The sequence below is a fragment of the Luteibacter sp. genome (assembly GCF_035539195.1).
Classification (GTDB): Bacteria; Pseudomonadota; Gammaproteobacteria; order Xanthomonadales; family Rhodanobacteraceae; genus Luteibacter.
The window spans coordinates 17,212-40,825 of record NZ_DATLIW010000021.1; the positions used below are offsets into that span (position 1 = coordinate 17,212).

Genomic DNA, 23,614 nt, shown 5'->3' on the forward strand with positions numbered 1-23,614 from the left:
GAACCCCGTGGAAACAATAGTAAGGATTTGCTCCCCTAGGGAATCCGCACCGAGAACCGCGCCCCGCCCCCCGGCGCGTCGAGCACCGCGATACTGCCCCCGTGACGGGCCACGATCTCCTGCACCAGGTGCAACCCCAGGCCCGTTCCCACGCTGCTCGGCCGCAGCCGATAAAACGGCGTGAATATCTTCGCCCGCTCCGCCTCGGGGATGCCGGGACCCTCGTCGCTGATTTCGAACACGCCATCGGGCATCACGGCGACATGAATGAGTCCCTTGCCACCGGCATGGGCGATGGCGTTCTGGATCAGGTTGGTCACCGCACGGGACAGCGAAAGCCGGTCGCCGATGACCACCACCGCGTGGTCGGGGGCATCCATGGCCAGCTCGTAGCCCGCGTCCAGCACCAGGGGTGCGACGTCGGCACTGACCTCGCGAACCAGGGTCACCAGGTCGAGCGGTTCGAAGGCGGTGACCTGCTTGCCCAGCCGCTGCAGATCGAGCAGCTGTTCGGCGATATTGGCCAGGCGAGCCAGGTCGGTGAGCAGGCGTGTCCGCGCTTCGCCGTGCGGCAAGGTATCGAGACGTGCTTCGAGGATGGCGATCGGCGCACGCAGTTCGTGCGCCGCATCCACCAGGAAGCGGTCGCGTGCGTCGTACCCTTCGCCGAGCCGCTCCAGCGCGAGATTGAACGCGCGCACCAGCGGCTGCAATTCGCGCGGCACCGCGCCGTCCTCCAGCTGGGCGCCGCGCTCGTCGATATTGATCCGCTGGGCCTGGTCGGCCACCTTGCCAACGCCGGCCATCGAGCGATGGATCAACCAGGGAACCGCGACGAGAGTCACCAGCACCAGAGGCAAGCCGATACGCGTGCCGACGTAGATCAGGATCTTGAGGAAGACCATACCGAGCCCGAGAACAGGGGCACCCCCGACGATGACGTGGATCCGGCCCTGCGGCGTCTTCTCGACGACGACGCGCATGGCGAGGTCGTACGGGGCGCTCGTGGTGTGTACTTCCGAGGATTCGAGCGTGGACAGCGAATCCACCAGTGTGCGATAGGCCGCCGGTACGTCGCCATGGATCAGGCGGTGCCCCTGCTCGTCCTCGACGCCGAACCAGATGTGCGGTGCTTCGTCGAGCACGGCGCGCATGTCGCCGTCCGTGTGCAGGCGCATGGCGCCATCGTCGACCGTCACCGCACGTGCGATGCCACGCGCCATATTCTCGTCGATGTAGGCGGTCTGCGTATTGAGGATGCTCCAGGTCAGGGCAGCGATGGTCGCGACGAGGATCACAACCTGCAGGGCGCTGAGCCGCACACCCAACTGAACGGTGAGCGATTTAGCGTGCCTGCCCATCGCGCACCTCCCGCAGCAGGTAACCGATGCCACGAATCACGTGGATCTCGACGCTCGCGTTCGCTTCGACCAGCGCGCGACGCAGCTTCGACACGTGGGCGTCCAGCGCGTTCGACTGGATGGCATCGTCGAAACCGTAGACCGCTTCCTGCAACACCTCGCGCTGCACCGTGCGCCCGTGCCGGTACGCCAGGGCTTCGAGCAACAGGAGTTGACGCCGCTGCAGGCGCAGGGGTTGCCCATCGACAATGGCCTCGCGGGCGGTGAAGTCGAAGCAGAGATTGCCCAAGGTGGCGACCGGCAGTGCGATCTGTGCCGGTCGCCGCGAAATGGCGCGGATCCGCGCTAGCAGCTCTTCGATCGCGAACGGTTTGACCAGGTAATCGTCCGCGCCCAGATCGAGGCCTTCGATGCGGTCGGAAAGCGAGCCCCGGGCGGTCAGCATGATCACCGGGAGGTCGGCATGCGTTGCCCGCGCGGTGGCCAGCAAGGTCGCGCCATCGCCATCGGGCAATTGCCTGTCGAGCAGGAGAAGATCGTGCAGCTTGCACTGCAAGGCCTCGGCGGCATGCGCGATGGTCGGCGAGACATCCACCAGCATGCCGTGGCGATGCAGCCCGGCCTGGAGCACGGCCGCCATCTCCGGCTCGTCTTCAACCAGCAGTATGCGCATGCGAACCCTCCCGAAGGGGCGCGATCCTAACACGTGCTAAACGCCTGTCCGGCGGGGCAATGTTGGGGCAATGTCCACTCCCCAGCATCCGGAGCCTATCGTCCCCACGAGTCTTCCCGCATGTCGGTATTCCGTTCGCGCTCCGCCCCTCTGCTCGCCCTGATCGCCGGCATCGGCCTGTCTGGCGCCGCTTCGGCGCAATCCGCGGAGCGCCCCGCGCCCGGCTGGAGCCTGGGTATCGGCGCCGCCTGGGCTCCCAGTCCCTATCGCAGCTACGACAACAAGGCCCTGCCCCTGCCCCTGGTGAACTACGAGGGCAAGTCGTTCTACTTCCGCGGCGCCTCGGCTGGCTACAAGCTGCTTTCCGGCCGGGCCGACGAGCTGTCGATCCTGGTTTCGCCATTCGCCAACCGGTTCCGCCACCAGGACACCGACGACGCCCGGCTGCGCCGGCTGTCCAACCGCGACATCTCCGGCATGGCCGGTGTGGCGTGGCGGCACACGGCCGAATGGGGCGTGCTGTCCGCCAGCGCGCAGAAGGAGTTCACCGGCCACGGCGGCGGCACCCTGCTCGATGCCGGTTATAGCTACCCATTGAAGAAAGGCGCCGTCACCTTCGTCCCGACGGTCGGTGTCGCACGCAGCAACGGCGCGCTCAACGACTACTACTACGGCATCAGCGGCCGCGAGGCAGCGCGCAGCGGCCTGGCGGCCTACCACGCCGACGGCGGCACCGCACCGTACGTGAACCTCATGGCGACCTATCGCCTGTCGCCGTCCTGGGTCACCTCCGGTGGCATGCGCTACACCATCCTGCCCGATGCCGTGAAGGACAGCCCGATGGTCGATACCGACCACACTCGCAGTTTCTTCGTCTCACTCAGTCACGTGTTCTGAACGATGAGCAAGCGGATCATGCGTCGGATAGCGGACCTGGCCTACGGGATCGAGCCCGACCGCCAGGCGGTCTGGGATTGGCTCCTGCTTACACCTATCCAGGAACTGGGTGGACGGACGCCGGTGGAAATCGCGCTCGCCGGGGAAGGCGAGCACGTGGTATCGCTGCTGGAATCGGTGGCGGCCGGCCAGCGCAACCTCTGATACGACGAACGTGCGGCTACTCGTGCATCATCGCCTGATGCACGGACATGGGCATCGGCATCATGTTGACGTTGGCGTTATGCATCACCCACAGCGAACCGGCGACCACCACGGCGATCAGGAAGGTCGTGCAGGCGAAGATCGCCGTGTTCGCGCGCTGGCTGCGCGCCGAGCCCAGGTGCAGGAAGTACACCAGTTGCACGAACAACTGGGCCACGCATAGCGCGACGATGAGCGTCAGGCGCGCTCCGGCCGGCACGACATTCGACATGACCGCGCCGAACGAAGCCAGGGTCAAGGCGACGGAAAGGATGAAGCCGGACACGTAGCTCCGCATGCTGCCGTGGGCCTGGGTAGCGTGACTCATGGGGTGAACTCGCGCAGGTAGACAAAGGTGAAAACGCAGATCCAGATCAGGTCGAGGAAGTGCCAGAACAGGCTCAGACAGGCGAGACGGCGACGGACGATGCCGTCCAGGCCGAAGCGCACTACCTGGTGAACCATGACGCCGAGCCAGACCAATCCGCAAAACACGTGCAGGCCATGCGTACCGACCAGTCCGAAGTACGCGGAGAGGAAGGCGCTGCGCGACGGACCCGCGCCGTCGCGGACCAGCTCGACGAACTCGTGCACTTCCATGACGACGAAGCCCAGACCGAGCAGGAACGTCACGGCGAGCCAGCCGACCAGCACACGACGGCGACCCGACGCGGCACCGAGCATGCCGGCGCCGAAGGTGAAGCTGCTCAGTAGCAGCAACAGGGTCTCGGTCAACACGAACGGCAGGCTGAAAAGCTCGCGCCCACCGGGTCCACCGGCCGTCGCACCGGCCAGCACCCCGAACGTCGCGAACAGCGTCGCGAAGATCAGGCAGTCGCTCATCAGGTAGATCCAGAAACCGAGCGTGGTCGTCGACTCGTCGTCGTGCTCGGCATCGCCGTCACCGGCGGTGGCAAGGGTGGTGCTCATGCTCAGGCGGCCTCTTCGTAGCGTGTGGCGGCGGTCGAATGGGTCTTGGGCAGCCGCGCGAAGCGTGCCCGCTCGATAGCGGCGACCTCGGCGGCCGGGACGTAGTAGTCGACATCGCGATCGTAGGTACGGACGATGAACGTCGCGACGATGCCGAGCAGCGAGACGATCGCCAGCCCCCAGATATGCCAGACCAGGGCGAAGCAGAGCGCAAGCGAGATCGCCGCGATAATGAACCCGGCACCCGTGTTCCGCGGCATGTGGATGGCCTCGTAGGTCTTCGGTTCGACGTACGCCGTACCGGCCTTCTTCGCGTCCCAGTGCGGCTCGAGCGAGGTGATCGTAGGAACATGGGCGAAGTTGTAGAACGGCGCCGGCGATGCCGTGGACCATTCGAGGCTGCGGCCGTCCCAGGGATCGCCGCTCAGATCGAGGTTGGCGTTGCGGTTACGGATGCTGACGACGAGCTGGATGCCGAGCGCGGCGATACCGCAGGCGATCACCAGGGCACCGACCAGAGCCACGACCAGCCACGGCTGCCAGGTGGGATCGTCATAGTGGTTCATGCGCCGCGTCATGCCGTCCAGGCCGAGCACGTACAGCGGCATGAAGGCCAGGTAGAAACCCACCAGCCAGCACCAGAACGACACCTTGCCCCAGAACTCGTCGAGCGTGAAACCGAACACCTTGGGAAACCAGAAGCCGATCGCGGCCAGGCAGCCGAACAGCACGCCACCGATGATCACGTTATGGAAATGCGCGACCAGGAAAAGACTGTTATGCAGTACGAAGTCGGCACCCGGAACGGCAAGCAACACGCCGGTCATGCCCCCGATGGCGAAGGTGACCATGAAGCCGATCGTCCACCAGACCGTCGAGTGGTAGCGGATACGGCCACGGAACATGGTGAACAGCCAGTTGAAAAGTTTCACGCCCGTGGGAATGGAGATGATCGAGGTCATGATGCCGAAGAAGGCGTTGACGTTCGCGCCCGACCCCATGGTGAAGAAGTGGTGCAGCCAGACGAAGAACGAGAGCACGCCGATGGACGAGGTGGCATAAACCATCGACTTGTAGCCGAACAGCGGCTTGCCGGAGAACGTCGATATGATCTCCGAGAACGCACCGAAGCACGGCAGGATGAGGATGTAGACCTCCGGATGACCCCACACCCAGATCAGGTTGATGTACATCATCGCGTTCCCACCAAGCTCGTTGGTGAAGAAGTGCATGTCCAGGTAGCGGTCGGCGGTGAGCAGCGCGAGCGTCGCGGTCAGGATGGGAAACACGGCGATGATGAGGATGTTGGTGATCAAGGCCGTCCATGTGAACACCGGCATGCGCATGAGTGTCATGCCCGGCGCGCGCATGCGCAGGATGGTCACCACCAGGTTGATACCGGTCAGCAAGGTACCCAGCCCTGATACCTGTAACGACCATATGTAGTAATCGACGCCCACCGTGGGGCTGTAGCCCAACTCGGACAGCGGCGGATACGCGACCCAACCGGTCGCGGCGAAGTCGCCGACGAACATGGACATCATCACCAGTACCGCGCCAACGGCCGACAGCCAGAAGCTCAGCGAGTTGACGAAGGGAAACGCCACGTCGCGTGCGCCGATCTGCAACGGCACCACGACGTTCATCAGCCCGAGGATCAGCGGCGTGGCGACGAAGAAGATCATGATCACGCCGTGGGCGGTGAAGATCTGGTCGTAATGATGCGGCGGAAGATAGCCCGTGGACCCGTTCGCGGCGATGGCCTGTTGTGCGCGCATCATCAGCGCATCGGCGAAGCCGCGCAGGAGCATGACCAGCGCCAGGACGATGTACATGACACCGATGCGCTTGTGGTCGACCGAGGTCAGCCATTCCCGCCAGAGGTAGGTCCACTTGCGATGATAGGTGATGGCCGCGAGCAGGGCCGCGCCACCGAGCAGGACGACGACCAGCGTCCCCATGATGATCGGCTCTTGGAGCGGGATCGCGGATAGATCGAGTTTACCGAACATGGGCTTCAGTCCTTCGCCGACGGCATGAGGGAAAACGCTTGACCACAGACATCGCCGCGCGGTGGCGCGGGCATGTATTGGTCGACCACGCGTTCGAACAACCCGGCGTCGACGCTGCCGAACTTGCGCGGCGGCTCGTGCTCGCTGGGCGCGGTCAGCGCGTGGTAGCCATCCATGGTCAGCGCTGGCGACGAACGGCGCGTGCGCCCGATCCAGTCGGCGAAATCCGCGTCGCTTACGGCGAACGTGTCGAAGCGCATGCCTGAGAACCCAGGGCCGCTGTACGCCGAGGATCGCCCTGCGAAGGTCCCCACATCATCGGCAACCAGGTGGAGTCGCGTTTCCATGCCGGCCATCGCATAGACCTGGCTGCCGAGGCGAGGAATGAAGAACGAGTTCATCAACGAGTCCGCCGTGAGATGGAACTCGATCGGCGTGCGCGCAGGAACGACGAGTTCGTTGACCGTGGCCACGCCGTAGTCGGGGTAGATGAACAGCCACTTCCAGTTCAGCGCCACCACGTCCACCTTCAGCGGTGGGCGCTGGGCGGCGAGCGCCTTGTAGGGGTCGAGGGCATGCGTGCTTTTCCAGATGAGCACGGCCAGCACGGCGACGATGACGCAGGGAATGGTCCATACGACGATCTCGATCCCGGTCGAATGCGACCACTCGGGCGCATACCTCGCCTTGGTGTTCGTCGCGCGGTAGCGCCAGAAGAAGTACAGGGTGAGCCCGATCACCGGGACGACCACGAGCAGCATCAGGCCGAGCGAAACCAGGATCAGGCGGCGCTCCTGGACGCCGATGTCACCCTTTGGGTCGAACAAGGCCAGACGACAGCCCTGCAGCAGGACGACGCCGCACAGGGCGGCGATGCGCCACGCGGGCCGGTGGAAGCGGTGGAACAGCGACGCAAACATGTATGCATCCATATAGGGATACGGCGCATACTATGCGTCGACAATATCCATACATCGGTGGCATTGTGACGCGGACAAGCTCCATACAAGGGCTCGACCGGGCGGGCGCGCTGGAGGAAGACGGGCCGCGCTACCTGCAGGTGGTCCGTTTCATGGAGCGGGCGATCACGGATGGACGGCTGCGACCGGGGGATCGCCTGCCCCCGCAAAGGCAACTGGCTCGAGCGCTCGGCGTCGACCTGACCACGGTGACCCGCGCCTACGCGGAGGCCCGCGAACGCAAGCTCCTGCACGCCAACGGGGCCATGGGCACCTTCGTCTCCGCGCCCCGCTTCGACACGGCGCAAGTGGTCGACCTGGGCATGAATATCCCACCGCCGCCGCTCGGCATCGACTTCACCGCCCTGCTCAAGCGTGGCGTGGATCAGGTACTGACCCACACCGACCCGCACCTGTTGATGAGTTATCACCCGGGAGGCGGCAGCGACGCCGATCGCGCCGCGGGCGCCGCGTGGCTCATGCCGATGCTTGGACGAGTGGACGGTGCGCGCATCGTGATCTGTCCGGGCGCACAGGCGGCGCTCGCCGCGCTGGTCCTCGCCCTCAGCCACGCCGGCGATACCGTGCTGTCCGAACCGGTGCTGTATCCCGGCATGATCGGTGCCGCCGCGCAACTCGACCGCCGGCTCGTCGCCGTGGCGAGTGACGACGATGGGATGCTTCCCGATGCCCTGGCCAGGGCAGCCGTGGAATACGGGGCGCGCGTGGTCTATCTCAACCCTACCCTGCGCAACCCGACCGCGACGAGCATGCCGACAGCGCGTCGCGAAGAGATTGTCGCGATAGCGCGCAAGCACGATCTTCGCATCGTCGAAGACGACCCCTACTGGGCCTTGTGCGACACGGCGCCGCCGCCTTTCGCCCGCCTCGCCCCGGAGCGCACCTACTACATCGCGACGCTGTCCAAAGCGCTCACCCCCGGCTTGCGCACGGCATACGTCGTGATGCCCGACACCGCCCTGCGCTCCGCCTTCGTTGGCAGCCTGCGCGCGGTGACGCTGCTGTCGATGCCAGTGATGACCTCACTGGCGACACAATGGATCCATGACGGCACCGCGGCGCGACTGCTCGATGGCGTGCGTATGGAGGCCCGCGAACGGCAAGCGATGGCGGCGCGGATTCTTCGTCCGGTCGACCTCGCCGCGCAGGCGGAACCCGTGGCGGCCGAAGGCATTCACCTCTGGCTTGGCTTGCCCGCACGCTGGACCGCACGCTCGCTGACGATGACCGCACGCATGGAAGGGCTCGCGGTCACGCCTTCGGATGCCTTCTCCACCGGTACGCCGAACGAACAGGCCATCCGCATTTCGCTGGGCGGTGTGAAGGATCGGGTGCGCTTGAAACAGGGGCTCGATCGGCTTGTGCAGTTGATGGAGGGCAGCGACCCTGCGGTGGATGCTGTCGTTATCTAGGCGCGAGCATCGCCGATGAATCGGCTCCCACACGGGGCCTGCACCATTGGCTGGACCGGCTCCCATACGGGGGCTGCACCATTGGCTGGACCGGCTCCCACACGGGGGCTGCATCATTGGCTGGATCGGCTCCCACACGGGGGCTGCACCATTGGCGCTGGCTTAGCCGGTTCAGGCGGCGATGTCTTCCACCCACGCATGCCCTGCTTGTTGCAACAGCTCGCGCGCGGAATCCGGACCCCAGGTACCCGCCTCGTAGCTGTCCGGGCCGTTGTCGTCCTCGCTCCAGCCCTCGAGGATCGGCGTCACCCACTGCCATGCGGCTTCGGTTTCGTCCTTGCGCACGAACAGCGCCGGACTGCCCTTGACGGCATCGAGCATCAGGCCTTCATACGAATCGCGGTAACGGATGCGTTCGGGCTGGCCCAGCTTCGACAGCGCGTCGACCTCGTCCAGACCAAAACTGTTGCCTGGATGCTTGACGAACAACGGCAGCGTGACGCTCTCGTTCGGCTGCACGCGAATCACCAGACGGCTGCCCGGTCGCGCTTCGCCGAACAGACCCGGCTCGCCTGCGCGGAACTGCACCACGACCTCGGTCACTTTTTCCGGCATGCGCTTGCCCGAGCGCAGATAGAACGGCACGCCCTGCCAGCGCTCGTTGTCGATCTCGGCCTTCAGGGCGACGAAGGTCTCCGTGTTGCTTTCGGTCTCGCCCGGCAGCTCGTCGCGATAAGCGGGAACGGCCTTGCCACCCGCGGTGCCCTGCACGTACTGGCCGCGGGCGACATGGGCGCGCAGGTTGTTGCGGTCGAGCGGCTTGAGCGACTTCAGCACACGCACCTTCTCGTCGCGCAGGGCGTCGGCGTCGAGCGAGCCCGGGCGCTCCATGGCGACCACGGTCAGCACCTGCAGCAGGTGGTTCTGGATCATGTCGCGCAGCGCGCCCGAGCCATCGTAGTAGCCGCCACGGCCTTCGAGACCGACCGTCTCCGCAGCGGTGATCTGCACGTAGTCGATGGACTCGCGGTCCCACATGCGCTCGAGCATCGGGTTGGCGAAGCGCAGCGCGATGATGTTCTGTACCGCTTCCTTGCCCAGGTAATGGTCGATACGGAAGATGCTGTTTTCCGGGAAGTAGCGACCGACGTCCTCGTTGACCTTGCGTGCCGTATCCAGATTGGTGCCGATCGGCTTTTCGAGCACGATGCGCGACGTCTCGCTACGCAGCCCCTTCTCCGAGACGTTACGGGCGATCTCGCCGTAGAGATCCGGTGCGGTAGCCAGATAGAACACGCGGACCCTGTCTTTCGCGGCGTTCGTCTCGAGAAGGCCCTTCAGGCCCTCCCAGTTACCGGACGACTCGGCACCGTTGAGGCTCACATAGTGAACCAGGCGAAGGAACCGGTTTACCGTCGCGTCGATCAGCTCGTCAGGGCGGACATGCTCGCCCAGCGCCTTGCGGGCGCGCTCCCGGTAGGTCTCATCGTCCAGCGGCGAACGTGCCGTGCCGACGATGCGCGAATCGGCGGTGATTTGTCCTTCGGCGAAACGCCGATACAGCGCGGGCAAGAGTTTGCGCATGGTCAGATCGCCGGTGGCGCCGAAGATCACGTAATCGAAGGATTCGACGGGTTCGAGCTGGATGGAAGCGGTCATGGCGAAAGATTTCCGGAGTAGCGGGAGGTGGGGCGGCGCGCTCGCCGTCACGGGACGGAAGAATGATGCGGTGCCGCAGCGCCCTTTCAAGTGCCTCGATCCAAATCAATCTTGCGCGAGCGGCATAAGTGTTATGACCGGCCGCGTATGACAGGTGGTGCCGGGCCGTCCCCATGCATGGGCGGAGCCATTCCATCAAACCACCAAGGAACATCGAACCATGAGCAAGCTGAAAGAGAAAGTCGCGGTCGTCACGGGCGCTTCCAAGGGCATCGGCGCGGCGATCGCCAAGTCGCTCGCCGCGGAAGGCGCCGCCGTCGTCGTCAACTACGCCTCCAGCAAGGCCGGTGCCGACAAGGTCGTCGCCGAGATCCAGGCGGCCGGCGGCAAGGCCGTCGCCGTGGGCGGCGACGTGTCGAAGCAGAAGGACGCCGAGGGTATCGTCAATGCCGCCATCGAGCACTTTGGCCGTCTGGACATCCTCGTGAACAACTCGGGCGTGTACGAGTTCGCCTCCATCGACACCACCACCGAGGAACTGTTCCACCGCACCTTCGGTGTCAATGTGCTCGGTCTCATCCAGGTGACCCAGGCTGCCTCCAAGCACCTCGGGGCCGGTGGCAGCATCATCAACATCGGTTCGGCCGTGACCCGTATCACGCCTGCCGAGAGCGCCGTCTATACGGGTACCAAGGGCGCCGTGGACGCCATCACCGGCGTGCTCGCCCGCGAGCTGGGCCCGCGTGGCATCCGCGTGAACTCGGTCAACCCGGGCATGGTGCAGACCGAGGGCACCGAAACCGCCGGCTTCATCGGCTCGGACTTCGAGACCTGGGCCGCCGGTCAGACGCCGCTCGGCCGCATCGGCCAGGTGGGCGACATCGCCCCGATCGTGACCTTCCTCGCCTCCGACGATGCCGGATGGGTGACCGGCGAGTTGATCCTCGCCTCCGGTGGCATGCGCTAAGAGGTATCGGGCTTTCAGTCCGCCGCATCCTGCAGCCCGTAGAGCTCAGGATGCAGGAACGGCGCCATCGCCAGCACCATCGCCTGCGTATACGCGCTCTCGCGCGTCGCGTGCCCGTTGGTGACCAGGCCGATGGCGCCACCCTGTTGCTTGATGTTGACCGTGCCGAACAGACGGTCCATCACGGGACCGAGTTCTTCGCCATCCAGCAGGGACTCGTACACCGCCGGCGGCAGCGGCAACCATGCGCTGCAGCCGACCGATACATAGCCCTGGCTGGCAATGGCCACATAACCGAACGTCCCCGGACCATCTTCGGTCACATCCACGCCGCCCTCGAGCGCGACGTAGAAGTCGGCATCGGCGTGCTGCCGGCAGAAGTTCATCCGGTTGATGGCGCCTTCGCGGGTCTGCGCCGCCGTCATCGGCTGCTCGGGCACGCCCGATGGCGCGTGCACCCCCTCGCATTCCACGAGCCTTCCGGGAAACAGCGGCGCCAGTGCGTTACGCACGGCGCCGATCTTGACGGGGTTGCGCGAGCCGACGAGTACGCGGATCGCTGCCGTGTCGTGAGCGGCCATCGGAGGAAACCTGGGGAGAACGGTAGCGATAATAGCAGCCGTTCCTTCCTGTTCAGAGCCGGAAGCCGCCGACGACCTCTTCCAGCCGATGCGTCTGCTCTTCCATCGCCTTGGCCGCCGCGGCAGCCTCTTCGACGAGTGCCGCGTTCTGCTGGGTCATGTCGTCCAGTTGGGTCACCGTGCGGCTGACCTGATCGATGCCGAGGCTCTGCTCCTGGCTGGCGGCCATGATCTCTTCCATGAAAGCGGCGACCCTGGCGACGTTACCGGTCAGCTCGCTCATGCTCGTCCCCGTACGCTTTACCAACTCCGCGCCGAGCGAGACATCCTCTGCCGATTCAGCGATCAGTGCCTTGATATCGCGTGCGGCCGACGCCGAGCTTTGCGCAAGGCTGCGCACTTCACCCGCCACGACCGCGAAGCCACGCCCCTGCTCGCCCGCACGCGCCGCTTCCACGGCGGCGTTCAGGGCGAGCAGGTTGGTCTGGAAGGCAATGCCGTCGATGACGCCGACGATGTCCGCGATCTTCGCCGAGGATTCGCTGATCGCACCCATGGTCGTGACCACCTGGGCCACCACGTCGCTACCGCGATGCGCCGCGGCAGCGGCATCGCGTGCCAGCGTGTTGGCCTGCTTGGCGTTCTCGGCATTCTGGCGAACGGTCGCGGTCAGCTCTTCCATCGAGGCCGCGGTCTCTTCCAGCGAGCTCGCCTGCTCTTCGGTACGCTGCGAAAGGTCCATGTTGCCGCTGGCGATCTGGGTCGCCGCGGACGAGATCGCGTTGGAGCTGGATTGCACACGGCGCATCATGTCCTGCAGGCGTGCGATGAACCGGTTGAAGCTCTCGACCACGGCGTTGTATTCGCTGCCACTACCCGGCGGCAGGCGACGCGCAAGATCGGCTTCGCCCGAATTGAGCTCCTCGATGTTTGCCTGCAACGTGCCCAGCTGCTTCATCAGCAGGCGGATACCGAACACCAGCGCGGCAAGCAGCAGGAACGCGAGTGGCAGCTGCACTTCGGCAAGCTTGCTCATGATCCGGCTGCTGTTCTGTGTGAGCAGGCGCGTCGGCAGGCTGGTGGCGAGCACCCAGGGCGTGCCGACGATCGGCCGCAGGAACAGCGACTGCGATTCGCCGTCCGCGTAGTCGCGCTCCACCTGCCCGGACTTGCCCAGTTCGGGCAGCGTGTCCTTCACCTGCGCGATCATCGGCGATGACGCCGCGAGATCGGCGACCTTCTTCAGCACGATGTCGTCCTTGATGTACGTGCTGTTGCTGACGATGGTTCCGTTCGGCTCGACGATCAGGATCTGGCCGTGCACCTTGCCTTCCATGTCGGCGACAAGGCGGTTGAAGAAGCCCAGCGTCACGTCCACCGTGGAAACGCCGAAGATCTCGTCACCCTTGTAGATGGCCATGGCGCAGTTCGTGCGGGGCTGCGCGCTGGCGGCGTCCTTGTATGCGTCCGCCCAGAGGCAATGGCCGCGTGGCGCGCTCAGGCCATTCTTGTACCAGCTCTGCTCCCAGTACTTGAGCGCATCCGGCTGGTTCCAATGCGTGTTGACGACGAGCTTGCCGGTGGCGGCATCGCGTGCGAAGAACGTGCTGTCGCGCTCTTTCGCCGCATCGCGCTTGAACGGCAGCGGCCAGATGCCGCCGCCGAATACATCCTGGTCGCCGTACTGATCGACCAGGCCCGGCTGCAGCCGGTCGATCGATGGGCTGTCCATCAGCGCCACCGTCTGCGTGATGCTGCGCTGCTGAGCTTCCACCTGATGCAGCTTGTTGGTAATCGCCAGACCGATCTCGTCCACCTCGCGACCGATCAGTTCGGCCTCGCTACGCCGGAGGTCGGGCGCGACATACAGCTGGATGACGACGAACGTCAGGACGACGAGCGCAAGAAAATACGCCAGGACGAAGGCGGTGTATCTGGTCTGGGTAGAGCGGAAAAGATTCACGAAGGCGACCGGATCGGGTATGTGGAAACCCCGTTACGGCGCGGTCCGCCATTTCTTTAGGACGCCGTGCACAGCTAAGGCAATAGCAAGGTTTAAGTAAGGTTGTGGAAAGGTCGCGGCAACGTTTCCACAAACCGGCTATCGCCATCCAGGCGGGTTACGCCCCGGCCAACACTCAGGCCAGCGCCTGGTCGACCATCGCCTGGGCCTCCTCGAGCACCTTGGCCAGGTGGTCCTTGCCACGGAAGCTCTCGCCGTAGACCTTGTAGATGTCCTCGGTGCCGGAGGGTCGCGCAGCGAACCAGGCCTGTTCGGACATGACCTTGATCCCGCCGATAGCCTGGCCGTTGGCCTGGTTCGCCACGCCGACGATCGGATCGCCCGCCAACGTCTTCGAGGTCACCTGCTCCGGCGCCAGCTTGGAGAGGCGCCCCTTCTGCGCGGGCGTGGCCGGCGCGTCGATGCGTGCGTTCGCGGGGTCGCCCAGCTTGTCGGTGACTTCGCGGTAGATCTGGCCCGGATCGCGACCGAGCTTTGCCGTCATCTCGCCGGCCAGCAAGGCGGCGGCCATGCCGTCCTTGTCCGTGGACCAGGCGGCGCCGTTGCGGGTCAGGAAGGACGCACCGGCGCTTTCTTCGCAGCCGAAGCCGAGGCTGCCGTCGAAGAGGCCCGACACGAAGTACTTGAAGCCGACGGGCACCTCGAGCAGCGGACGGCCGAGGTGCTTTGCGATGCGGTCGAGCAGCCCCGTGCTGACGGCGGTCTTGCCCACGGCGGCGTCATCGCGCCAACCCGGACGATGCTGGAACAGGTACCAGGCCGCGGTGGCGAGATAATGGTTGGCCGGCATGAGCCCGGCGCTGGGCGCGACCACGCCGTGGCGGTCATGGTCCGTGTCGCACGCGAACGCGACATCGAACTTGTCCTTCAGGCCGATCAGCCGTTGCATGGCGTACGAGGACGACGGATCCATGCGCACGCGGCCGTCCCAGTCCAGCGACATGAAGGAGAACGTCGGGTCGACGATGTCGCTGACGACGGTGAGGTTCAACCGGTACCGCTCGGCGATGGCGGCCCAGTAGTGCACACCGGCGCCGCCGAGCGGATCCACACCCATGCGCACCCCGCTCGAACGAATCACGTCGAGATCGAGGACATCGCCAAGGTCGTCCACGTAGCGCTGCAGGAAGTCGTATTCGCTGGTGGTCGCGGCCTTCAGCGCCTGCGCGAAGGTCAGACGCTTCACGTCGCGCAAGCCTCCTTCGATCAGCGCATTCGCACGGGCCGCGATCCACGACGTCGCATCGGTGTCGGCCGGGCCCCCATGCGGGGGGTTGTACTTGATCCCGCCGCTCTCCGGCGGATTGTGCGACGGCGTGATCACGATGCCGTCGGCCTTGCCACGATCGCGGTCCTGGTTGAACGCCAGGATGGCGTGCGACACGGCAGGCGTCGGCGTGAACTCGCCGCCCTTGGACACATGGGTCGTCACGCCGTTGGCGGCGAGCACTTCCAGGGTGCTCTCGAAGGCGGGCCCGGACAGCGCGTGGGTATCGATGCCGACGAAGAGCGGGCCGTCGACACCGGCCTGGGCACGGTACTCGCAGATGGCCTGCACCACGGCCCAGACATGCCACTCGTTGAACGAGCGATCGAACGACGAACCGCGGTGGCCGGAGGTACCGAACGCCACGCGTTGTTCGGGCACGGAAGGATCGGGTCGCAGGTCACGGTAAGCGGCCAGGAGCGCAGCGATATCGACTGGCTTGATTTCTGTCGCGGGCTTTCCCGCGAGCGGACTGATCTTGGCACTCACCGATGCTATCTCCTTGGGCGGTGCACGCGCGGCACCTCGACCCCACATTGTAGGCCCCGCCGACCGCCGGGGTTGTCAAGCGGGCGTGCAGGTCGCGGCGCCTCGCGGGCGGCAAGGATACGACGTGTTTTCAGAATTCTTCCATGTCCGGCACGGCTTCGAGCCGCTATCGTGACGGCGGTCCCGCGCCTGCGCGGCCTAGAGCCGCAGGCGGTCGATGTACTCGAAAATCTCCGCGTCGGTCTCGAGCCCGAGCTTTCGCATCGCGTTGGTTTTCTGCTGGCTGATGGTGGAAAGGCCCCGTCCGGTTTCCCGGGCGATGTCCGTGACGCTGTTTCCCGCAGCGAACAGGCGAAGGATCGTCAATTCGCGCGGCGACAGGTCCGCCAGGGTGCCCGACTTTCCCATCCGGGTACCCGGCGGCGCCCCGAGCAGCGCCCGTACCGAGGATCCGAGGTAGACATGATTCGACACGATTTCCACCAATGCCTCCGGAATCTCGCGCGCATCGCCGGACTTGCCGATCAACCCACGCGCGCCCCCTGCGAGGATCTCGCGGTAAAGCGCCGGATTCGCCAACGTCGTGATCACCATCACCGGCATGGCCGGAAAGCGCGCACGCACTTCGGCCAGCATGGCCAGGCCGTCGCGCCCGGGCGCGGGCATGCTGAAGTCGGTGATCAACGCGTCGCAGGCGACCTTGTCCAACAGCGCGAGCAGTTCGTCGGGCGATTGCGCTTCGCCCACGATCGTTGCGAGGCCGTCTTTGGCCAGCGCAAGGCTGAGGCCTTTCAGGACGACGGGATGATCGTCGGCCAGGATGACGCGGTAAACCATGAGTAATCCTTTCCCGATCTGCAGTCCACCCCGCGACACGCCGAGTCGGGACGACGCCAACGGGGCGCGAAGTTGAGCACATCGCGCCAGCCCACGCCAATCTGGCGACAACCATGCATACGTGCCTCGCGCCTGCTTTGCGCACTCTCGCGCCGGTTCCGCAGACACCGTCCGATCGACGACCTGCCGACGCTGCTCGTCCAGTTGGGCCGTCGTTACGTACCCCTGGCTCGCGCCTGCGAAACCGCGCTGGAGCTGGACGTGGACCCCGCCGTGGCAGCGGATCTCACGGGTGCCATGGATGAGCTGGGCGGGGTTCTCGGTTGCCTTCTCGAGCGCGCTATCGATGCGGCCGCGGGTGGTTATGCCGCCTTGCAGGTCGACCTCGTCGGCGAAACCCGCATTAGCCAGACGGTGCACCTCACAGTTGCCGATGACGGCGATGTCACGACGGCCGACGACCCGAAATTTCTCATTCCTGCCGCCACGATCGAGCGTCTCGGCGGTGGCTTCGAGGTGGAGTCCGACCCGGAAACAGGTACCCGGGTCATTGTCGAAATGACCTTCGCCATGCCGCGACGACTACCCAACGCCGACATCGACGCGCTGAGATCGACGCTTGGCGGCCGGGCTGCCCTGGCCGAAGTGATCGCTGCCCTCGACCTCGCGCTCAGTCGCGACCTCGCCGATCTCGACGAGCTTCTCGCGGGTAGCGACAGCCATCCTCTCCAGGCGTGGTTGCACCGCGTTGCCGGCGTGCTCGGCATGGCGGAAGCCAGCGGCCTGGCTCATGTCGGGCTGACGCTGGAACGGGAGCTCGCCCAAGGCCGCGGCGAGACCATCGACCGCGCGGTCCGTGAGTTCGGTGACGATGCGGCCGCCGTGCTGCGCTTGCTTCGCGACCACCACGACGACGATCGGCTATAGTTTCGGGGCCGTGAATACCCTGCCCGCCCTCGATGCCGACGACCCGCTTCGCGCGTTCATCCAGACGCATCCGCGCCTGTTCGTCATCACCGGCGCGGGCATCAGCACGGACTCGGGTATTCCCGACTATCGGGATGTCCAGGGAGCGTGGAAGCGTAGTCCGCCGATGACCCTGCAGGTGTTCATGAGCGGACCGCCTGCGCGCGCACGCTACTGGGCGCGTGGCATGATCGGCTGGCGGCACTTCGGCAGCGTGCAACCGAACGTGGCCCATCGCGCGCTCGCCGCCCTGGAACACGCGGGGCGCGTCGAGCTCTTGCTCACGCAGAACGTGGACGGCCTGCACGAAGCCGCTGGCAGCATCAACGTGGTCGACCTGCACGGTCGACTCGACCGCGTCCGCTGCATGCAATGCGGGGATATCACCCGGCGCGACGCCATGCAGGCACGCCTCGAAGCGGCGAATCCGGATTGGCTGAACCTTCATGCCGCGATCGCGCCCGATGGCGACGCCGATCTCGACGGCGTGGACTTTTCGCGTTTCGATATTCCGCCGTGCACGGTCTGCGGTGGCATTCTCAAGCCCGACGTCGTGTACTTCGGCGAGAACGTACCCCGCGCGAGGGTCGACACCGCCTGGGCTCATCTGGGCCGAGCGGACGCCATGCTCGTCGTCGGCTCGTCGTTGATGGTGTACTCGGGTTACCGATTCGTGCTCGAGGCATCCCGTCGCGGCCTGCCGATCGCGTCGGTCAATCTTGGCGTGACGCGTGCCGATGCCTTGCTGACGCTGAAGATCGAGCAATCCTGCGCCGAGGCGCTGGCACCCTACGCCTAACGCCGCGCGCGGAAGAACTGGCGCAGCATCGCGCTTGCGGCTTCCGCTTCCAGCCCGCCCCGCACCTCGACCCGGTGGTTGTGACGATCCGACACCAGCGTGTCGAACACACTGCCTGCCGCACCGGTTTTCGGATCCGCGGCGCCGTAGACCACCCGACCGACGCGTGCATGCACCATGGCCATCGCGCACATCGCACACGGCTCGAGCGTCACGTACAGCGTGGAGCCCGGAAACCGGTAGTTCGACACTGCCTGGCCGGCTGCCCGCAAGGCCTGGATTTCCGCGTGCGCCGTCGGGTCGTTGAGCGTGATGTTGCGGTTCCAGCCCTCGCCCACGACGACGCCGTCCATGACCAGCACCGCACCCACCGGGACTTCGCCTTCGGCATCGCGAGCGTGCTCGGCCAGCGCCAGTGCCCGTGCCATCCACGCACGGTCGGCGTCGGAAAAAGGCTCGGCCGGGACCGGCGGGATGTCGGGAATCGTGGACAAGGGAAGGATCCTGCTAAAGCGCGATTATCTCACGCCGAAAACAGCCGAGGGCATGGTCGTCGACGATACCGACCGCCTGCATCCACGCATAGGTGATGGTCGGGCCGACGAACTTGAAGCCGCGCTTTTTCAGGTCCTTCGAAATCGTGACCGAAAGCGGTGTCTGCGCGTGTACCGTACGCCCATCGCCACGCAGGACCTTGCCGTCCGTGAACGACCAGCAATACGCGTCGAAGGTCTCGCCACGTGCCTTCATCTCCTCATAGACGCGCGCGCCGTTGATCGTCGCCTCGATCTTCGCGCGCGAGCGGATGATGCCGGGGTCGTCGAGCAGGCGCAGGATGTCCTTCTCGCCGAACCGCGCGACCTTGGCCGGATCGAAGCCCTTGAAGGCCTTGCGGAACGTTTCGCGCTTGCGAAGAACGGTGATCCAGGCCAGGCCAGCCTGGAATCCTTCCAGCATCAACTGCTCCCACAGCATGCGCGAGTCGTGCAGCGGCACACCCCATTCGCTGTCGTGGTACTCGGTGTAAAGCGGGTCACTGCCTGCCCAGGCGCAGCGCTTCGGTTGCTTGCTCATCAAAGCCCCAGGTCCGAGAGTCCCGGATGATCGTCCGGGCGACGCCCCTGCGGCCAATGGAACTTGCGATCGGTTTCGGCGATGGGAAGGTCGTTGATGCACGCGTAGCGGTGGTGCATCTCGCCCTCGGCATTGAATTCCCAGTTCTCGTTACCGTAGGAACGAAACCAGTTGCCGCTGTCGTCGTGCCACTCATAAGCGAAGCGCACGGCGATGCGATCCCCGGTAAACGCCCACAGCTCCTTGATCAGGCGGTATTCCTGCTCCTTCTGCCATTTGCGGGTCAGGAAGGCGACGATGTCCTCGCGGCCGTCGACGAACTCGGCGCGGTTGCGCCAGCGGCTGTCGACCGTATAAGCGAGCGCCACCTTGGCGGGATTGCGACTGTTCCAGCCGTCCTCGGCCAGACGGACTTTCTGCACGGCGGATTCGTGGGTGAACGGGGGGACGGGCGCGGCCATGGGCAGACACTCCAGATCGAGGGAGCCGCCAGTGTACCCATCGGATACACCGGCGCCCTTGCCACTTCTTGCCGCGGCGAGTCCGATCGGACGCTTAGGAGAAATGTCCTTCGTCGTCCCGGACCCAACCCGCTTCCGCCCGGACGTGCTCGGGCACGGCGAACAGGTGCCGATAACGCGAAGGCTGCGACCGCAGGTACTGCTTGGGCGGATGGTGGATCTGGCCGCCCAGCTGGGCTGCCGCATGCCACGGCCAGTGCGGATCGAACAGGATGGTACGTGCCAGGGCGATCATGTCGGCATCGCCCGTGGCAACGATGGCTTCGGCCTGCTCGGCGTCGGTAATCAGGCCGACCGCGACCACCGGCATGTTCACCGCCGCTTTCACCGCACGCGCGAACGGCACCTGATAGCTCGGCCCCACCGGGATCTTCTGGGCGGCATCCAGGCCACCGGTGGATACGTGGATCGCGTCGCAGCCGTGGTCTTCGAGCGCGCGGGCGAACGCGATCGTCTGCTCGAGGTCCCAGCCACCCTCGACCCAATCCGTCGCCGACACACGCATGGTCACGGCGCGATGTGCCGGGAAGGCGGCGCGAACGGCGTCGAACACTTCAAGGGGGAAACGCATGCGGTTTTCCAGCGAGCCGCCGTATTCGTCCGTGCGCTGGTTGGAGATCGGCGAGAGGAACTGGTGCAGCAGATAACCATGCGCGCCGTGCAACTGGACGACGTCGATATCCAGCCGTGCCGCGCGCACCGCAGCCGCAGCGAAGGCGTCACGGATGCGGGCCAGGCCTTCGCGATCCAGTGCGGTCGGCGCGACGTATTCGTCGAGGAAGGCCAGCGCGGAAGGTGCCTCGGTCTGCCAGCCGCGTGCGTTGTCCGGGGCCAGCTGTGCGCCGCCGGCCCACGGCGTTTCCGTGGAGGCCTTGCGGCCGGCATGGTTCAGCTGGATGGCGATGGGCACGTTGGACCACTGGCGAACGCCGTCCAGCGTCCGCTTCATCGCGGCTTCGGTGGCGTCGTCGTACAAGCCGACATCGGCCCAGGTGATCCGCGCCTCGGGCAGCACGGCCGTGGCTTCGATTGTCACCAGGGCCGCACCCGAGTTGGCCAGCTGGCCCAGGTGCATCAGGTGCCAGTCGTTCATCTGGCCATCGACGGCCGAGTACTGGCACATCGGCGCGATCACGATCCGGTTGCTCAGGTCGAGATTGCGTACGCGGATCGGTTTGAACAGCGCGGGTTGCGCCATGGGGGTGTCTCCTGGGATACGACGAGAAGGGATACAGCTAGATACCTGTGGTGGGGTGTCCGTTGCTTGAAGAAAAGCTCGCTCAGGCGTTGCCAGGCAGCGGCGCGTCCGGCGACGGATCGAAGCGGCTGCCGTGGCGGGATTCGTTCCCTGCCATCACGAATGTGAGCCGGAACGTCTCCGCCTTCGCGTGCGCCAGCTGGCGCCGCCGTGGCTTACGACGAGTAATATGAAACCACCGAGGGCGAGCGGCAAGACCGGCTCCGCTATCGACACTCATGCCTTCAATTCACGAATAGGTGGCCGCATGGATAATCGGGCAGGCGAAATGGAAGCTTTCATGCGCGTCGTGCAGGCGGGGAGTTTTGCCGGTGCGGCGCGCAGCTTCGGGCTGTCGCCTTCGGCCATCAGCAAGCTGGTGGCGCGGCTGGAAAGCCGCCTGGGGACGCGCCTGATCGTCCGCACCACGCGCACCTTGCAGCTTACGCCAGAGGGCGAGACGTATTACGCGCGCGCCTTGCGCGTGTTGGCGGACATCGACGAGACCGAGCGTCTCGTCGCGCACGGCGGCGCCGCGGCGCCTTCGGGCAAGCTACGGGTGAACGCCTCGGTATCCTTCGGAGTGCGCAAGATCGTCCCGCTGATTCCGGAATTCCTCGCCGCGTATCCACTGGTCGAGATCGACCTCTCGCTCAACGACAGCATCGTGGATCTGGTGGAGGATCGCGCCGACGTGGCGATTCGCGTGGGCGTCTTGCCGGATTCTGGCCTGAAGGCGCGCAAGATCAGCGAGGCAGGCAACGTGGTGTTCGCGTCGCCCGCGTATCTGGCGCGCCGCGGCACACCGACCCACCCGGACGACCTGGCATCGCACAACTGCCTGGTCTTCAACCTGGGCCGGTTGTTCAATGCCTGGCCGTTCCTGGATCCCATCACCGGAAAAACCCGATCCGTACCGGTTGGCGGGAACTTCCAGGCCAATAACGGCGAGACGCTTCGTCGCATGGCCGTCGACGGGCTGGGCATCGCCCGCCTGTCGTCGTACCACGTGGAGGGGGACATTGCCGCGGGACGGCTGGTGCCCGTCCTCGAGGACTTCAACGCCGGCATCCGCCAGGTGACGCATGCCGTGTTCGTCGGTCACGAGCATCTGGCGACGCGCGTGCGGGCGTTCGTGGATTTCCTCGCCGAGCGCGTACCGGCTTCGGAGGATTGGTATCGGCAGGACTGACCTCACGTAGGTTCTGCGAGCCTTCCGTGTACGGTCTTTAACAAGACCGAAGCAGGCCCGATGCCATAAGGTCGTCGCTGTATCCGGTATCTCATGCCGCAATAAGGAAGGCTAACGTGTCCGAAGCATCGTCACACTCCGCCGCCGACGGCCGCGCCGATTCGGTCATCGTCGCCTGCCCTGTCGACGCGGCACTCAACCGCGTACCGAGGGAGAGATTGGCACAAGACCCGAAGTGCGGCACATGTCATAACGCCCTCTTTCCGGGCAAGGCCGTCGAGATGACCGCGTCGAATTTCGAACGCCACACCGCCAGGAGCGATCTCCCCGTCGTGATCGACTTCTGGGCCGCCTGGTGCGGTCCTTGTCGCACGATGAGCCCGAATGTCGAAGCGGCGGCCAGGCTGCTCGAACCGCGCGTCCGCATGGCCAAACTCGATACCGAGGCCATGCCGGACATCTCCGCCCGCTATGCCATCCGTAGCATCCCCACCCTGATCATGGTCCACAAAGGCCGCGAGATCGCCCGCACATCCGGCGCCATGCCGACCCAGGCGATCGTGCAGTGGGTGGGCAATACGCTCGCACAGGCACGTTTATGACCCGGCAACGTATTCTCCTGCAAACCACCATCGAACCGACCGCGGACGACTGGAGCATCGCGCGCTTCTCGCTGCTGAGGGAGGTGCTCGGGCGGACGCGCGCCGAGGATGGCGAGCCGCTCTACGAGGTCGAGGCGCGCGACCGCGGGGCGCCTCCGGGCACCTCCGACCCCGTGCTGACCGGACTCGACGACAGCGATTTCGACCAGCTGTGGCTGTTTGCGGTGGATGTCGGCAACGGCCTGAATGACGAGGAGCGCGCGGCGATCGACCGGTTCCGCCAACGCGGCGGCGGCTTGCTGGTCGCGCGCGATCACATGGATCTCGGCTGCTCGGTATGCGATCTGAAGGAAGTCGGCCAAGCGCATCACTTTCATACGCACAATCTGGACCCGGACACCGCGCGCCGCGTGGTCGACGACCCCTACACCACCGCTATCCTGTGGCCCAACTTTCATTCGGGCGCGAATGGAGATTTTCAGGAGATCGCGGCTGTCGGTGAGGTCCATCCGATCCTGGCCGATCCCGATTCGCCGGGAAGCGCGCTGCGCTACCTGCCATCGCATCCGCACGAGGGCGATGTCACGGCGCCGCCCGGCGACGCCAGCGCCCGCGTGATCGCGACGGGGAAGAGCGCGGTGACCGGCGCGTCGTTCGCGATCGCGGTCGCCTTCGAGCCGCAGGCAAACGGCACCGGCCCCGCCGTGGCGCAATCGACCTTTCACCACTTCGCCGATTACAACTGGGATCCGGATCACGGGAAGCCGAGCTTTGTCAGCGAGGCGCCGGGTGGAACCTTACGTACGACGCCCGAAGCGAAGCGGTCGGTCGAGCTTTACGTGCGGAATCTGGCGCGGTGGCTGGGGCAAACGGCCTAGGGCGAGATAGGCCC

The 23,614-nt window shown here is 65.5% G+C and carries 24 protein-coding genes; 9 read left to right on the top strand and 15 right to left on the bottom strand.

Annotated features, from left to right (window positions below; genetic code table 11):
- Window positions 1-35: 35 nt before the first annotated feature.
- Both VM621_RS06335 and VM621_RS06340 read right to left on the bottom strand, forming a co-directional pair.
- Entirely contained in the window at window positions 36-1,361 is a 1,326-nt protein-coding gene (locus tag VM621_RS06335) for a HAMP domain-containing sensor histidine kinase (RefSeq protein WP_325468123.1), read from the bottom strand.
- Window positions 1,345-2,034: a response regulator transcription factor gene (locus VM621_RS06340; RefSeq protein ID WP_325468124.1), complete on the bottom strand. Its 690-nt coding sequence runs from the start codon at window positions 2,032-2,034 to the stop codon at window positions 1,345-1,347. The genes VM621_RS06335 and VM621_RS06340 overlap by 17 nt, the downstream gene beginning before the upstream one ends.
- A 120-nt stretch (window positions 2,035-2,154) precedes the next feature.
- Between VM621_RS06340 and VM621_RS06345 the strand changes: the two genes are divergently transcribed.
- Both VM621_RS06345 and VM621_RS06350 read left to right on the top strand, forming a co-directional pair.
- Complete coding sequence (locus VM621_RS06345; protein ID WP_325468125.1) at window positions 2,155-2,931, top strand: MipA/OmpV family protein; 777 nt, start codon at window positions 2,155-2,157, stop codon at window positions 2,929-2,931.
- Window positions 2,932-2,934: 3 nt separating this feature from the next.
- Window positions 2,935-3,135: a hypothetical protein gene (locus tag VM621_RS06350; protein ID WP_325468126.1), complete on the top strand. Its 201-nt coding sequence runs from the start codon at window positions 2,935-2,937 to the stop codon at window positions 3,133-3,135.
- Between the two features lie 16 nt (window positions 3,136-3,151).
- On the opposite strand, the gene cyoD is transcribed toward VM621_RS06350, so the two are convergent.
- From cyoD to cyoA, 4 genes are read right to left on the bottom strand one after another with little or no spacing between them, the layout of a single operon-like run.
- On the bottom strand, window positions 3,152-3,502 hold the full coding sequence (gene cyoD, locus VM621_RS06355; RefSeq protein ID WP_325468127.1) for a cytochrome o ubiquinol oxidase subunit IV: 351 nt from the start codon (window positions 3,500-3,502) through the stop codon (window positions 3,152-3,154).
- Window positions 3,499-4,104 carry a cytochrome o ubiquinol oxidase subunit III gene (cyoC, locus tag VM621_RS06360; protein WP_325468128.1) on the bottom strand — a complete coding sequence of 202 codons (606 nt, stop codon included), beginning with the start codon at window positions 4,102-4,104 and terminating at the stop codon, window positions 3,499-3,501. Before cyoC ends, cyoD begins: the two co-directional genes overlap by 4 nt.
- A 2-nt stretch (window positions 4,105-4,106) precedes the next feature.
- On the bottom strand, window positions 4,107-6,116 hold the full coding sequence (gene cyoB / locus VM621_RS06365) for a cytochrome o ubiquinol oxidase subunit I (RefSeq protein ID WP_325468129.1): 2,010 nt from the start codon (window positions 6,114-6,116) through the stop codon (window positions 4,107-4,109).
- Between the two features lie 5 nt (window positions 6,117-6,121).
- The gene (gene cyoA, locus VM621_RS06370; RefSeq protein ID WP_325468130.1) at window positions 6,122-7,036 is read right to left on the bottom strand and encodes a ubiquinol oxidase subunit II; all 915 of its coding nucleotides are present in this window, start codon (window positions 7,034-7,036) and stop codon (window positions 6,122-6,124) included.
- Between the two features lie 32 nt (window positions 7,037-7,068).
- Here cyoA and VM621_RS06375 point away from each other — a divergent pair, with 32 nt between their 5' ends.
- Window positions 7,069-8,508 (top strand): PLP-dependent aminotransferase family protein, encoded by a 1,440-nt coding sequence (locus VM621_RS06375; protein ID WP_325468131.1) that lies wholly within the window; start codon window positions 7,069-7,071, stop codon window positions 8,506-8,508.
- A gap of 171 nt (window positions 8,509-8,679) precedes the next feature.
- On the opposite strand, the gene zwf is transcribed toward VM621_RS06375, so the two are convergent.
- On the bottom strand, window positions 8,680-10,167 hold the full coding sequence (gene zwf, locus VM621_RS06380; RefSeq protein ID WP_325468132.1) for a glucose-6-phosphate dehydrogenase: 1,488 nt from the start codon (window positions 10,165-10,167) through the stop codon (window positions 8,680-8,682).
- 220 nt (window positions 10,168-10,387) lie between these two features.
- Between zwf and VM621_RS06385 the strand changes: the two genes are divergently transcribed.
- A complete protein-coding gene (locus VM621_RS06385; RefSeq protein ID WP_325468133.1) occupies window positions 10,388-11,134 on the top strand; it encodes a glucose 1-dehydrogenase in 747 nt (248 codons plus the stop codon).
- Window positions 11,135-11,148: 14 nt separating this feature from the next.
- Here VM621_RS06385 and yjjX read toward each other — a convergent pair whose 3' ends face one another.
- The 4 genes from yjjX to VM621_RS06405 all read right to left on the bottom strand — a co-directional run bounded on the left by yjjX (window position 11,149) and on the right by VM621_RS06405 (window position 16,331).
- On the bottom strand, window positions 11,149-11,715 hold the full coding sequence (gene yjjX, locus VM621_RS06390) for an inosine/xanthosine triphosphatase (RefSeq protein ID WP_325468134.1): 567 nt from the start codon (window positions 11,713-11,715) through the stop codon (window positions 11,149-11,151).
- 52 nt (window positions 11,716-11,767) lie between these two features.
- Window positions 11,768-13,678 carry a methyl-accepting chemotaxis protein gene (locus tag VM621_RS06395; RefSeq protein ID WP_325468135.1) on the bottom strand — a complete coding sequence of 637 codons (1,911 nt, stop codon included), beginning with the start codon at window positions 13,676-13,678 and terminating at the stop codon, window positions 11,768-11,770.
- Window positions 13,679-13,853: 175 nt separating this feature from the next.
- Window positions 13,854-15,494 (bottom strand): phosphoglucomutase (alpha-D-glucose-1,6-bisphosphate-dependent), encoded by a 1,641-nt coding sequence (gene pgm / locus VM621_RS06400; RefSeq protein ID WP_325468136.1) that lies wholly within the window; start codon window positions 15,492-15,494, stop codon window positions 13,854-13,856.
- Between the two features lie 198 nt (window positions 15,495-15,692).
- Window positions 15,693-16,331, bottom strand: a complete 639-nt coding sequence (locus VM621_RS06405) for a response regulator transcription factor (RefSeq protein WP_325468137.1) — start codon at window positions 16,329-16,331, stop codon at window positions 15,693-15,695.
- A gap of 72 nt (window positions 16,332-16,403) precedes the next feature.
- On the opposite strand from VM621_RS06405, the gene VM621_RS06410 reads away from it, so the two are divergent.
- Complete coding sequence (locus tag VM621_RS06410; RefSeq protein WP_325468138.1) at window positions 16,404-17,258, top strand: Hpt domain-containing protein; 855 nt, start codon at window positions 16,404-16,406, stop codon at window positions 17,256-17,258.
- A 19-nt stretch (window positions 17,259-17,277) separates the two neighbouring features.
- Window positions 17,278-18,096, top strand: coding sequence for an NAD-dependent protein deacetylase (locus VM621_RS06415; protein WP_325468165.1), 819 nt, complete (start codon window positions 17,278-17,280; stop codon window positions 18,094-18,096).
- Here the strand turns inward: VM621_RS06415 and tadA are convergent.
- The 4 genes from tadA to VM621_RS06435 all read right to left on the bottom strand — a co-directional run bounded on the left by tadA (window position 18,093) and on the right by VM621_RS06435 (window position 20,889).
- Window positions 18,093-18,581 carry a tRNA adenosine(34) deaminase TadA gene (gene tadA / locus VM621_RS06420; RefSeq protein ID WP_325468166.1) on the bottom strand — a complete coding sequence of 163 codons (489 nt, stop codon included), beginning with the start codon at window positions 18,579-18,581 and terminating at the stop codon, window positions 18,093-18,095. The genes VM621_RS06415 and tadA overlap by 4 nt on opposite strands.
- Before the next feature lie 22 nt (window positions 18,582-18,603).
- Window positions 18,604-19,170, bottom strand: a complete 567-nt coding sequence (locus tag VM621_RS06425; RefSeq protein WP_325468139.1) for a DNA-3-methyladenine glycosylase I — start codon at window positions 19,168-19,170, stop codon at window positions 18,604-18,606.
- The gene (locus VM621_RS06430; protein ID WP_325468140.1) at window positions 19,170-19,631 is read right to left on the bottom strand and encodes a nuclear transport factor 2 family protein; all 462 of its coding nucleotides are present in this window, start codon (window positions 19,629-19,631) and stop codon (window positions 19,170-19,172) included. The genes VM621_RS06425 and VM621_RS06430 overlap by 1 nt, the downstream gene beginning before the upstream one ends.
- 94 nt (window positions 19,632-19,725) lie before the next feature.
- Window positions 19,726-20,889 carry an NADH:flavin oxidoreductase/NADH oxidase gene (locus VM621_RS06435; protein ID WP_325468141.1) on the bottom strand — a complete coding sequence of 388 codons (1,164 nt, stop codon included), beginning with the start codon at window positions 20,887-20,889 and terminating at the stop codon, window positions 19,726-19,728.
- 340 nt (window positions 20,890-21,229) lie between these two features.
- Between VM621_RS06435 and VM621_RS06440 the strand changes: the two genes are divergently transcribed.
- The 3 genes from VM621_RS06440 to VM621_RS06450 all read left to right on the top strand — a co-directional run bounded on the left by VM621_RS06440 (window position 21,230) and on the right by VM621_RS06450 (window position 23,600).
- Entirely contained in the window at window positions 21,230-22,120 is an 891-nt protein-coding gene (locus VM621_RS06440; RefSeq protein ID WP_325468142.1) for a LysR family transcriptional regulator, read from the top strand.
- Window positions 22,121-22,236: 116 nt separating this feature from the next.
- On the top strand, window positions 22,237-22,722 hold the full coding sequence (trxC, locus tag VM621_RS06445) for a thioredoxin TrxC (RefSeq protein WP_345786045.1): 486 nt from the start codon (window positions 22,237-22,239) through the stop codon (window positions 22,720-22,722).
- Window positions 22,719-23,600, top strand: coding sequence for a hypothetical protein (locus VM621_RS06450; protein ID WP_325468143.1), 882 nt, complete (start codon window positions 22,719-22,721; stop codon window positions 23,598-23,600). The genes trxC and VM621_RS06450 overlap by 4 nt, the downstream gene beginning before the upstream one ends.
- The last annotated feature ends 14 nt before the right edge of the window (window positions 23,601-23,614 follow it).